At 65.5% G+C, this 11,956-nt stretch carries 10 protein-coding genes; 8 read left to right on the top strand and 2 right to left on the bottom strand.

From position 1 onward, the window contains the following. The first annotated feature begins 33 nt into the window (after positions 1 to 33). The 5 genes from GR303_RS01595 to GR303_RS01615 all read left to right on the top strand — a co-directional run bounded on the left by GR303_RS01595 (position 34) and on the right by GR303_RS01615 (position 4,796). Positions 34 to 546 (top strand): single-stranded DNA-binding protein, encoded by a 513-nt coding sequence (locus tag GR303_RS01595; RefSeq protein ID WP_161721651.1) that lies wholly within the window; start codon positions 34 to 36, stop codon positions 544 to 546. A 139-nt stretch (positions 547 to 685) separates the two neighbouring features. Continuing rightward, complete coding sequence (locus tag GR303_RS01600) at positions 686 to 2,629, top strand: hypothetical protein (protein WP_161747567.1); 1,944 nt, start codon at positions 686 to 688, stop codon at positions 2,627 to 2,629. A 208-nt stretch (positions 2,630 to 2,837) separates the two neighbouring features. Then, a complete protein-coding gene (locus tag GR303_RS01605) occupies positions 2,838 to 3,062 on the top strand; it encodes a DUF6894 family protein (RefSeq protein WP_161721653.1) in 225 nt (74 codons plus the stop codon). Positions 3,063 to 3,204: 142 nt separating this feature from the next. Continuing rightward, positions 3,205 to 4,317 carry a M20 family metallopeptidase gene (locus GR303_RS01610; protein ID WP_161721654.1) on the top strand — a complete coding sequence of 371 codons (1,113 nt, stop codon included), beginning with the start codon at positions 3,205 to 3,207 and terminating at the stop codon, positions 4,315 to 4,317. 2 nt (positions 4,318 to 4,319) lie between these two features. Further along, positions 4,320 to 4,796 (top strand): GNAT family N-acetyltransferase, encoded by a 477-nt coding sequence (locus GR303_RS01615; protein ID WP_161721655.1) that lies wholly within the window; start codon positions 4,320 to 4,322, stop codon positions 4,794 to 4,796. Positions 4,797 to 4,807: 11 nt separating this feature from the next. Here the strand turns inward: GR303_RS01615 and GR303_RS01620 are convergent, their stop codons facing one another. Continuing rightward, positions 4,808 to 5,446, bottom strand: coding sequence for a MarC family protein (locus GR303_RS01620; protein ID WP_161721656.1), 639 nt, complete (start codon positions 5,444 to 5,446; stop codon positions 4,808 to 4,810). Positions 5,447 to 5,516: 70 nt separating this feature from the next. Here GR303_RS01620 and GR303_RS01625 point away from each other — a divergent pair, with 70 nt between their 5' ends. From GR303_RS01625 to gyrA, 3 genes are all read left to right on the top strand, one after another. Further along, complete coding sequence (locus GR303_RS01625) at positions 5,517 to 6,371, top strand: protein phosphatase 2C domain-containing protein (protein WP_161721657.1); 855 nt, start codon at positions 5,517 to 5,519, stop codon at positions 6,369 to 6,371. Positions 6,372 to 6,554: 183 nt separating this feature from the next. Next, positions 6,555 to 7,214 (top strand): SIMPL domain-containing protein, encoded by a 660-nt coding sequence (locus GR303_RS01630; RefSeq protein WP_210254017.1) that lies wholly within the window; start codon positions 6,555 to 6,557, stop codon positions 7,212 to 7,214. 1,348 nt (positions 7,215 to 8,562) lie between these two features. Next, the gene (gene gyrA, locus GR303_RS01635) at positions 8,563 to 11,253 is read left to right on the top strand and encodes a DNA gyrase subunit A (RefSeq protein WP_246205339.1); all 2,691 of its coding nucleotides are present in this window, start codon (positions 8,563 to 8,565) and stop codon (positions 11,251 to 11,253) included. Between the two features lie 102 nt (positions 11,254 to 11,355). Here the strand turns inward: gyrA and GR303_RS01640 are convergent, their stop codons facing one another. Further along, positions 11,356 to 11,952, bottom strand: coding sequence for a hypothetical protein (locus GR303_RS01640; RefSeq protein WP_161721659.1), 597 nt, complete (start codon positions 11,950 to 11,952; stop codon positions 11,356 to 11,358). Positions 11,953 to 11,956 lie beyond the last annotated feature (4 nt).

Genomic DNA, 11,956 nt, shown 5'->3' on the forward strand with positions numbered 1-11,956 from the left:
CAGAACAGCCTGACGGAAAGAGGAGCGGCGGCGATGGCTGGATCTGTGAACAAGGTGATCTTGGTCGGCAATCTGGGGCGGGACCCTGAGGTTCGGCGCCTGGGGAGCGGGGAGCCTGTGGTGAACCTGCGGATTGCCACGTCCGAGACGTGGAAGGACAAGGCTACCGGCGAGCGCAAGGAGAAGACCGAGTGGCACTCGGTGGTGATCTTCAACGAGAACCTGGCGCGGGTGGCGGAGCAGTACCTGAAGAAGGGCTCGAAGGTGTATGTGGAGGGCCAGCTGCAGACGCGCAAATGGACGGATCAGAGCGGTCAGGAGAAGTACACCACGGAGGTTGTGCTGCAGCGCTTCCGCGGCGAGCTGACGATCCTGGACAGCCGCGGCGGCGGCTCCTCCGACTATGCCGACGAGGAGCAGGGCCAGATCCGAAGCGGCGGCGATTTCGGACGGGGCTCCCAGGACCGGCGGCCGGCGCCTGCCTCCTCCAGTGGCGGCGGTGGCGGCTCCCGCTACAACGACTTGGACGACGACATTCCGTTCTAGGATCTGTCGCAAGGACGTTGCCCGGCAAGGGCCGCCAAACCGGCGGCCCTTTTCATTGGCCCGCCTTGGGCAGAAGATCTTGTTTCTCGTGATAACGTTACGTTATAAATGGCTCTGACGAAACGAACGGAGCCCTCCAATGAGTCGCGTTGTTGCACCCTCTGGCGAGACCCAGGTTACGATCTCTGCAGGCAACGATCAGCGGCCATCCGTTGCCGTTCTCGAGGATGGAGGCTGGATAGTCACGTGGGTGGCGCTTACTCCCGACGGGCTCAATTCGGAGATTTACCAGCAGCGCTACGATGCCAATGGACAGGCCCTTGAGCAGGCGGTCATGGTCAACAGGAGGGCTGCCGGCTTTCAGGGAAACCCTGCCGTGGCAGCGTTGCCGGACGGCGGTTGGGTCGTCACATGGGAATCCGATACGGTAGATGGCAACGGTTATGACGTTTGCCAGCGGCGTTACGACGCCTCTGGTCAGGAGATCGGTCCGGAGAGAATAGTCAACTCCGTTGCAGCGGGCGGCCAGCAGGATCCGTCCATCGCGGTTCTGGCCGATGGCGGATGGGTGATTGCTTGGCGCGGGGACGATGAGAACGGAGACTGGGACGTTTTCCAAACCCGCTTCGACGCCAATGGTTACGAGGTCTCGAGCACCGTCGGCCGCGTGAACACCCATACCGGCGACGTGCAGTTCAACCCTGACGTCACGGCGCTGGGGGACGGGGGCTGGGTTGTGACGTGGACCTCCAGTCCTCAAGATGGCTCCGGAGGCGGCATCTACCAGCAGCGGTACAACGCTTCCGGCGTGGCGGTCCATGGCGAGGTGCGGGTCAACACCATTGCGTCAGGGGAACAGATCCAGCCTTCGGTTGCGGCTCTCGCGGATGGCGGTTGGGTCGTGACATGGTCCTCGCGGGCCCAGGATGGATCCGGGTACAACATTCATCAGCAGCGATATCACTCGAGCGGTTGGACGCTCGGCAGGGAAACCGTGGTGAATGTCGCAGGGGCCAACGAGCAGATCATGTCCGACGTGAAGGCGCTGCCGGACGGGGGATGGCTCGTCACCTGGGAAAGCGTGGGCCAGGACGGCTCCGAAGAGGGGATCTTCCAAAGGCGCTACTCGGCAACCGGGCAGCCCGTCACGCAAGGCGACATTCAGGTCAATACCACGACGACCGGCGCACAGAAGATGGCATCGGTCAGCATGTTGCCGGATGGAGGCTGGATCGTGACATGGCAGTCGCACAGCTCCACCGGCGCTCCCGGGGAGATCTACCAGCAGCGGTTCACCGCAGCCGGTGAGAAGGTGGGGCCGACCACGCCCACGGCGCTCGATCTCGTGCCGCAGGCCGTGGCCGAAGGCTCAGCCTCCACGGCATCTGCCGGCTCCTTGTCCGTAGGGGCTTACGTCCCCGATCACGCCTTCGCCTATCGCCTCGTGGACGACGCCGGCGGTCGCTTCCGCATCGAGGGCGACCAGATCAAGGTCAAGGATGGAGCCAGGCTCGATTACGAGCAGGCGACGAGCCATCAGGTGACCGTCGAGGTCCGGGATGCTGCGGGCGCGACCCTGACGAGGACCTTCACCATCGCCGTGACCGACGTCGCCTCAGAGAACCTGGCCGGCGGCGCGGCGTCCGACGTGCTGAAGGGCGGCTCCTTCAATGACGTCTTCAGCGGCGCCGGCGGGGACGACACGATCTATGGCGGCTTTGGCCACGACAGCCTGCGGGGCGATGCCGGCCGGGACGTGTTCGTGTTCGACACCAAGCCCAGCCAATCCGCGAACAGGGACAAGATCGCGGACTTCACCGTGCGCGACGACAGCCTCTGGCTCGACAACGCGGTGTTCACCAAGCTCGGCACGAGGGGCACGGACGCCAGCCCGGCGCAGCTCAAGAGCGGCCACTTCGTCAAGGGCTCGGCCGCCAAGGACAAGAACGACCACGTCATCTACGATGCCAAGAAGGGCGTGCTGCTCTACGACGCCGACGGCTCGGGCAAGGGCAAGGCGGTGGAGATCGCCACCCTCGCCAAGCACCTCGCCGTCACCCACAAGGACTTCTTCGTGATCTGACACGTCGGAGAAGGGCAAGGGGTAAGTTGCTGATTCCAATGGGAAAAGCTCTTGTCCTCGGAGGGAGGACCTTTCACTCAGGAGAGCGCCTTCAGGTTTGCAAAACGGAAAACTAACCTTGCGTTAGTTTGCGGAAGCTGCTCATGTAGGGGGAGCTTCGGGAGGCTCGTGACCCGGAGATTGAGACGATTTCCAAGGCTGCTTTTGCGTGCACTGCTTTTTCCATCTCGTACACACGCATGAACGGATCCTGGACGAGACAGGAATAGAGGTCTCAGATCTGGAAGCGGCTCATTATTATGCCCTCAAAGCCATTCAGGAGTTGAGGCAGGAGGGCGACGAGGAGACCGATTGGGACGGCTGGCAGCTGCAGGTCACCGATGCCTCCGGCAGGATTCTCCTGGAGATCCCCCTGGACACGGCGCAGCATTGAGAAAAGCCGGGAGCATGTGCACCCGCGCGCCTGCGGCTCGCCGCCTTGACCCAAGCGGGTGACACCGGGCATCGAGGCGGCTATGAAGGATCAGGCGGCGTGAGCCGCCTTTTTCGTGAGCCCGAGAATACCTGAAAGCGCCATGACCCCTGCTTCCCTCGACACGCTCTTCACCTGGATCCGCACCGAGAGCCCGACCTCCGACCGGGCCGGCGTCAACCTGATGATGGACCTCGTGACCGCGCAGATGCAGGACGCGCCCGTGGCGGTGGAGCGGATCCCGGGCACGGACGGCCTGGGCGACGTGCTGGTGCTGCGGGCGGGTCCCCGGACGGACGAGCCCGGCATCCTGGTCATGTCGCATCTCGACACGGTGCATCCCATCGGCACCATCGAGCGCGACCTGCCGCTGCGGATCGAGGGCGACCGGCTCTACGGGCCGGGCATCTACGATATGAAGGGCGGCGCCTGGTTCTGCCTCGAGGCCTTCAAGGACGTGGCCCGCCGGGGCACGGCGGCGCGGCCCGTCACCTTCCTGGTGACGCCGGACGAGGAGATCGGCTCGCCGATCACCCGGCCCATCATCGAGGCTCTCGGCCGCCGGTCGGCCTATGCCCTCGTGACCGAGCCCGCCCGCGACGGCGGCCAGATCGTCACCGCCCGCAAGGGCGTGGGGCGCTTCGACGTGCATGTGGAGGGCAGGCCGGCCCATGCGGGCTCGCGCCACAAGGACGGGCGCAACGCCATCTACGAGGCCGCGCGACAGATCCTCGCCATCGAGGCCATGACCGATTATTCCCGCGGCATCACCACGACGGTGGGCATGGCCTCCGGCGGCACGGCGATGAATACCATTCCGCAGCATTGCCGCTTCTCCGTGGACCTGCGGGTCGAGACGGTCGCGGATGGGGAGGCCGTGACGGCGGCGATCCTCGGGCTGAAGCCCCAAAATTCGGATTTCAAGGTCACCGTCACCGGCGGCATGAACCGGCCGCCCTATGAGTGCTCGGAAGCGACGGCAAGGCTCTTCGACCACGCCAAGTCGCTCGCCGCCGAGATCGGCTTCGATCTCGTCTCCGCGCCCCGCGTCGGCGGCGGCTCGGACGGCAACTTCACCGCGGCGCTCGGCGTCCCCACCCTCGACGGCCTCGGCATCGACGGAGACGGCGCCCACACGCTCCAGGAATACGGCCTCATCTCCTCCATCGCGCCGCGCCAGAAGCTCATGACGCGCCTGCTGGAGACCCTGCGCTGAGCATGGTCGCCATCAGCGATCTGCGCGAGAGGCCGGACTTCGCCGACACCGTGGCGGACCGGGTCTGGCGCGCCTTCTGGAAGGATAACGGGCATCCTTTGAGTCTGTTGGCCGGCCTCGTTCAGGAGAGCTTGCGCGAAGGGCCGATTCCCACCTGTTTCGTCGCCCATGAGGGAGCACTCTTCCTCGGCACGGCCTCGCTGATCGCCTGTGACCAGGAGGCGAGGCCTCACTACACCCCATGGATTGCGGCCGTCTGGGTCGAGCCGGAGCAACGGAGCAGAGGCATCGGCGCGGCGCTGGTGAAGGCCGCCACACAGGCTGGGCTCGCCGCGGGCGCGAGCCGCCTCCACCTCGGCGCGTCCGCACACCGCCGCTCGTTCTATGAGGCGCTGGGCTGGTCCGTGCTGGAGGCCGATGTGCCGCGCGAGGGGATGTTCATTCTGGCCATGGACTTCGACCAGATGTCCGGCCTGTAGAGGGAAGGCACCTACAGCGCCGGCGGCTGCAGCAGCGCGAGGACGCCGTTGATGATGAACTGCACGGCAAGCCCTGCGAGGATCACGCCCAGCAGCCGGCTCAGCACGATGTTGCCGGTCACGCCGAGCATGCGCGAAACCCGCTCGGCGGCCATGAACACGGCAAAGCAGCTCGCGACGCCGAGCCCGATGAGGACGATGAGGAAGCCGAGATAGACCGGGTTGCCGTCCGCCCGGCCGGCGAGCAGGATCGTCGCGGTGATCGCGCCGGGTCCGGCCATGAGCGGAATGGCGAGGGGAAAGGCGGCCACGTTGCGGATGTGGTCCTCGGTGATGGCGATGTCGGCCGTGTGCTGCTTGCGCTCGTTGCGGCGCTCGAACACCATCTCGAAGGCGATCCAGAACAGGAGCAGCCCGCCCGAGATGCGGAAGGCGGGGATGCCGACGCCGAGCAGGCGCAGCAGCACCTCGCCGCCGAGGCCGAAGAAGGCCAGGATGCCGAAGGCGATCAGGCTCGCCCGCACGGCCACCCGGCGCCGCTCCGACGCATTCATGCCCCGTGTGAGCGACACGAAGATCGGGGCGAGCGCCGGCGGGTCGAGGGTGACGAGCAGCGTGACGAGGGCGGCGGAGATGTAGTCGAAGAGCATCGGCTGGACCTTATCGCAGGCTTTGCGTTATGGCGTTGCGGGCCGGATTTGGCGAGGGGGCGGGGCCACGATGTTCACTGTTTTGGATCGGATCAGCCGGCCGGGCGACCCGGCGAAGGCCAACGAGGACATCTGCGGCGTCTCGGGCGACTGGGCCTGGGTGATCGACACCTCGATCTTCCCCGGCACCCCGCCGGTCATGCACGAGACGAGCGACGCCGCTTGGCTCGCCGCCTTCGCGGATGAGCGGCTTTCCAGCCTCGCGCCTCGGGCGCAGGACGGCGCCTCCCTCCTGCGCCACGTCATGGAGGAGGCCCGCACGGCCTACCGGGCCGTCGCGCCCCGGGAGCGGCACGCGGATTTCGCCGCCTGGCCCCTCGGGGCGACGACCCTGGTGCGCCGCAGGGGCAACCTGCTCGACGCCTGGACCTTCGGCGACACCACGGCCTATATCCGCCAGCCCGATGGGGCGGTTCGGGTTCTCGGCGATGCCCCGGGCCTGCGGGAGGCGGAGGCCGCCATGGCGGCGAGGCTCATGCGGGAGGCGGGCTCTCGGCCCACCGCCATCCTCGGCGAGCCCGTGTTCCTGGCCTGGCTGGGCGAGCGCCGGGAGCGCCAGCGGAAAAGCGGCATCCCGGCGGCCCTCCTGAGCCTCAACCCGGACGCCGCGGACCGGCTCCGCCACGAGACGGCTCCCTGCGAGGACGGCACCGCAATCCTCCTCGCCTCCGACGGCTTCTCGGCCCTGGTCGATCTGTACCGGGCGATGGACCCGGAGTCTCTCATGGAAGCGGCGCTCACCTCCGGCCTGGAGCCCCTGGTGACCCTCGCGCGGGAGATCGAAACGGAGCGCGATCGGGACGGCAGGCTCTATCCGCGGTTCAAGGCAAGCGACGATGCGACGGCGATTTTGGTGAGAGCTTAGGCGAAGCAGGTTTAAGGGGTATATTGTTTCTATATATTGTGTAGTCTCGCGGGCTCCGAACTACCTCAGTGTTTCGAGGCCCATATGTACATTCGCCGGTTCCTGATGGCCTTCTTTGCCTCAGCTATCCTGACGCCCGTTTTTGCTCAGACCCAGCCGCAGGAGATGCGGCGGGAGCCTCTGATGACCGTCCTTGGAAAAGGAAAGCACGAGGTAAGGCCGGATCTCGCCCGGGTCGCGGTTACGGTGACGACTGAGGGCAAAACGCTTGAGAGCGTCAACAACCCGCATCAGGATCGAGCGACCCGCGCCCTCAAAATTCTCGAGGGCCTCCAATCGCTTGGGCTCGAAATTGAGAAAAGCAACTATAGGGTCGACGAACGCCGGGTCCAACGCCCGATACCGCCCGTTCAACCAGGCCCAGGGCAGCGATACGAGAACCTCGTGGAGGGTTACACCGCAACAACAACCTTTTCGCTTAAGATTGCAGCCATGGACAAGCTGAACGAGATTGTGACGAAGGTGACCGACAGCAATTTGTTTCAGGTTCACTCGGTCAGATTTCAGGTTGTTCAAGAACGGATGGCCCTCAATCAAGCGAGGCGCTCTGCCATGCTGGACGCAAAGGAACAGGCGCTTGCCTATGCGGAGCCTGTCGATTTGGAGCTGAAGGAGATTATTGCGATCACCGACGGTGAGGCGGAGGCTCCAGACGGGTATGCCGACATGCCTATGCGACGTGCAACTTCACCCAATTCTACAGTACAGATCATACCTCCCGCCACCTTGGAGTTTAATGCTTCCGTTAATGTTACATGGCGGATTGCTCCACGAGGCTTTTGACGCTTCATATTCCCCGCTGATGTTGCAGCCAGGAACGACACGCTCTTTGGATTGCAACGCTCTCCGTTATTCTCAGGCCAAGCTGCAGGTTAGGGGGATCCACTCACATCATGCGCACACCGTGTCATCCCTCCCGGCCTAACGGCCGCTACGGATGACATGGGGCAGTGTTCTCACTTTGTTCTTGACAGTTGCTCCAAGCTCGGCTATATCGTTGTTCATCCTCGTCCGGTGAGGGGCGCGCTCGCGAGGCGTCGCAGATGCGGGACGGGGCGCGGTCCCGCCGCAGGCCTCGCAATCCTGTGGTCGCGGGAGGCCGACCCTGGGCGCTGCCGCAGGAGGTCCGCCTGAAAAGAACCGCGCGTGACGAGCAGTTCGGCTCTCACACTCACCACCATCCCCCATCGAGCCGGGCTGCCCCAAGCGCCACCCTCGAGCAACCCTGACGGCCCGCAGCTCACGCTGCGGGCCCGAAGGCGCTGGATCTGTGAAAGACTCACCACCTGCGTCATCCCGGGGCTGCGCGGCAGAACCAATGAGGCGCTCTTTCCCTCCTCCTTGTGGGGAGGGTCAGGGTGGGGGTGCCGGCGCAGGACTCGACCAGCGTGGCGCAGCCATACCTCTCCCCGGCGGGGAGAGGTCGAGCGACAGCGAGGGTGAGAGCGGGTGCCGGAGAGGGCTGTAACCCCTCACCCGGACCTGACGGTCCGACCTCTCCCTCAGGGAGAGGTGAGCCAGCGCCAGGCCTGCATAGGCACTCGCTCACACCCTCCCCTCCATCTCCTCCCCACAAGGGGGAGGAGGGCCGCCGGGCACTCGGTCCGGGAGACCAAAGACAAGTCTCGGGCAAGCCCGGGGCTTGTGGGGGGAGGGCTGCCAGCGTCACACTCGTCCAGCCGTCCCGGATCTCCGCCGAGGCTCGGCGGGGTGCGTCGGAAGCACCATCGAAGCCAATGGAATCAGGAGGTTAGGGAAAGCCCCTGAGACGGTTTCTCGGCCCGTGCGCGGGCTGGCGAAACCGCCGCAGGCCGGCGCCCGTCCTCCGCCCCGCTCGATCCGCCAATAAGTTGCTGAAACGTAAACGGATTTCGGCCCTGTCCTTGTCTCTGGAAAACCCGTCAAAAAGCTTGAAAACGGCCGCATTCTCCCCCATGTAAGAGCCTGATTTTCATTGGATTCGCGGGCCTGCCGGACGGCTTGACGAAGCGGCACAGCAAGCCGCCTCTCGCGAAGGGGCAGACCGACTTAAGAAAGACCAACCTTGACCGATCCGAACGATATCCGCTCCGGCGGCCCCGCGGGGGACCAGCCGGCGAGCGACATCAAGCTGATCTCCATCGTCGACGAGATGAAGCGCTCCTATCTCGATTACGCCATGAGCGTGATCGTGAGCCGCGCTCTGCCCGATGCGCGCGACGGCCTCAAGCCCGTGCACCGGCGCATCCTCTACTCGATGCACGAGAACGGCTACACGCCCGACAAGAAATACGTGAAGTCCGCCCGCATCGTCGGCGACGTGATGGGTCAGTACCACCCGCACGGCGACAGCGCGATCTACGACGCCCTCGTGCGCATGGCGCAGGACTTCTCGCTGCGCCTCATGCTGGTGGACGGGCAGGGCAATTTCGGCTCGGTGGACGGCGACCCGCCGGCGGCCATGCGCTACACCGAGTCCCGCCTCGCCAAGGCGGCGATGCCGCTTCTCGACGACATCGACAAGGACACGGTCGACTTCACCCCCAACTACGACGAGTCCAAGGAGGAGCCGGCGGTTCTGCCGGCGCGCTATCCGAACCTGCTCGTCAACGGCGCGGGCGGCATCGCGGTCGGCATGGCCACCAACATGCCCCCGCACAATCTGGGCGAGGTCATCAACGGCTGCCTGGCCTTCATCGACAATCCGAACATCTCCGCCGAGGAGCTGATCGAGCACATCCCCGGTCCGGACTTCCCGACCGGCGCGCTCATCCTCGGCCGCTCGGGCATCAGGTCCGCCTACACCACGGGCCGCGGCTCCATCGTCATGCGGGCGAAGTCCGAGGTCGAGGAGATCCGGAAGGACCGCGAGGCGCTGATCTTCACCGAGATCCCGTACCAGGTGAACAAGGCCTCGCTGATCGAGAAGATCGCGGAGCTGGTGCGCGAGAAGAAGATCGAGGGCATCGCGGATCTTCGCGACGAATCCGACCGCGACGGCATGCGCATCGTGGTCGAGATCAAGCGCGACGCCATGGCCGACGTGGTGCTCAACCAGCTCTACCGCTACACCCCGCTGCAGACGAGCTTCGGCGCCAACATGGTGGCGCTCAACGGCGGCCGCCCGGAGCTGATGACGCTCAAGGACCTGATCAAGGCCTTCGTCGACTTCCGCGAGGAGGTGGTCTCCCGCCGCACCAAGTTCCTGCTCAACAAGGCCCGCGAGCGCGCCCACGTCCTGTGCGGCCTGGCCATCGCGGTCGCCAATATCGACGAGGTCATCCGCCTCATCCGCACCGCGCCCGATCCGAACGCCGCCCGCGAGGCGCTCATGGGCCGCGACTGGCCGGCGCACGACATCGCGCCGCTGATCGCCCTCGTGGACGACCCGCGCCACAGGATCAACGAGGACGGCACCTACCGTCTCTCCGAGGCCCAGGCCCGCGCCATTCTCGATCTTCGCCTGCAGCGCCTCACGGCTCTCGGCCGGGACGAGATCGGCGACGAGCTGTCTAAGCTCGCGGCGGAGATCTCGGACTATCTCGACATCCTGCGCTCGCGCGCCCGCATCATGGGCATCATCAAGAACGAGCTGACCGAGGTTCGCGACGCCTTCGCCACCCCGCGCAAGACCCAGATCGTCGACTGGGATTCGGACGTGGACGACGAGGATCTCATCGCCCGCGAGGACATGGTCGTCACCGTGTCCCATGCCGGCTACATCAAGCGCGTGCCGCTCTCCACCTACCGGGCGCAGCGCCGCGGCGGCAAGGGCCGCTCGGCCATGACCACGCGAGACGAGGATTTCGTCACCCGCCTGTTCGTGGCCAACACCCACACGCCGGTCATCTTCTTCTCCTCCGAAGGACAGGCCTACAAGGAGAAGGTGTGGCGCCTGCCGCTGGCGGCTCCCAACGCCAAGGGCAAGGCCCTGGTGAACATGCTGCCGCTGGCCCAGGGCGAGCGCATCACCACCATCATGCCGCTGCCCGAGGACGAGGCGTCCTGGGACAAGCTCGACGTGATGTTCGCCACCTCCCGCGGCACGGTCCGCCGCAACAAGCTGTCGGACTTCGTCCAGGTCAATCGCGGCGGCAAGATCGCCATGAAGCTGGACGAGGGCGAGCACATCGTCGACGTGCAGATCTGCTCGGAGAACGACGACGTGCTGCTGACCACGGCCAACGGCCAGTGCATCCGCTTCCCGGTCACGGATGTGCGCGTGTTCAAGGGGCGCGACTCCATGGGCGTGCGCGGCATCAAGCTGGAGGACGGCGACGCCATCATCTCCATGGCGATCCTGCGCCATGTGGAAGCGACCGGCGAGGAGAGGGCGGCCTATCTCAAGATGCGCCGCGCGGTCACCGGCGAGCAGATGGGCTCGGATGCCGATGCCGCGGACGAGGCGGAGGAGGCTTCAGGCGAGAACTTCTCGCTCTCCCAGGAGCGCTACGCCGAGATGAGCGCGCAGGAGCAGTGCATCCTGACGATCTCCGAGAAGGGCTACGGCAAGCGGACGCTCTCCTACGAGTACCGCATCACGGGACGCGGCGGCAAAGGCATCACGGCCATGGCGGTCAACGGCCGCAACGGCAAGCTGGTGGCCTCGTTCCCGGTCGAGAACTCCGACCAGATCATGCTCGTCACCGACGGCGGCCAGCTGATCCGCGTGCCGGTGGACGGCATCCGCGTCGTCGGCCGCAACTCTCAGGGCGTCACCGTCTTCTCCACCCGCGACAAGGAGAAGGTGGTCTCGGTGGAGCACATCGAGGGCGAGGACGACGAGAACGGCGAGGGCGCCGACGACGCCACGACGGAAAGCGGCGAGGGTGCGGAGGAGTAAGAGCCCCCGCTCAATGAAGAACGCAGAACCCGCCGGTGCGAGCCGGCGGGCTTTTTGTTGATGCGGCTCACCGCTGCGTCACTACCGGTCCTGAATCGGGAGCTATTCCTTCGGGTAGCTCAGGGCGAGGCTCCTGATGCTTGGTTTGGCAGCCCGCATTGCGGGCGAGTTGGAAGGGAACTGCCTGTCGCTGGCCACAGCAGTCAGAGCCGCTTCCGGCGCCTTGTCACTGGTCCCGAAGATCGGATCGAAGCTGCACCCACCGGGAAGCTTGCCGAGCGCGCCACCGTTCCAATCATCGATCCTGCCGCCGTAATCCCATTCGAAACCATAAAGAGTGAAGGGCCTGCCGTTCGCCTTTTCGACAGCTTCGAGGGAAGCGCCAATGCGAATCCCTTGCGGGCCGCTCCAGCCTGAGCCTTCCAGGTCGATCCGGGCAGGGCGCCGAAGCCTCTTCTCGTCGGACCATAGCACCACCAGGCGGCGGGCCGGATCCTTGGGGAAGACGATGCTCGCCCTGACTTCCAGACCCTCAGGCTCGTAGACCGTCTCCTGAAGGACATTGGCGGCACCGAACGCGGCGACCAGGCGCTTGTGATCCGTGTCCCTGGCGAACGGCCCCTGGCAGGCAAGCTCATCAGCAAGCGTTTGGCTTGCCGTCACGAGGGGCGCTAAAAGAGCTAGGGCGAAGCGCAGCACGGTT

Source organism: Microvirga arsenatis (assembly GCF_009910705.1).
GTDB lineage: Bacteria > Pseudomonadota > Alphaproteobacteria > Rhizobiales > Beijerinckiaceae > Microvirga > Microvirga arsenatis.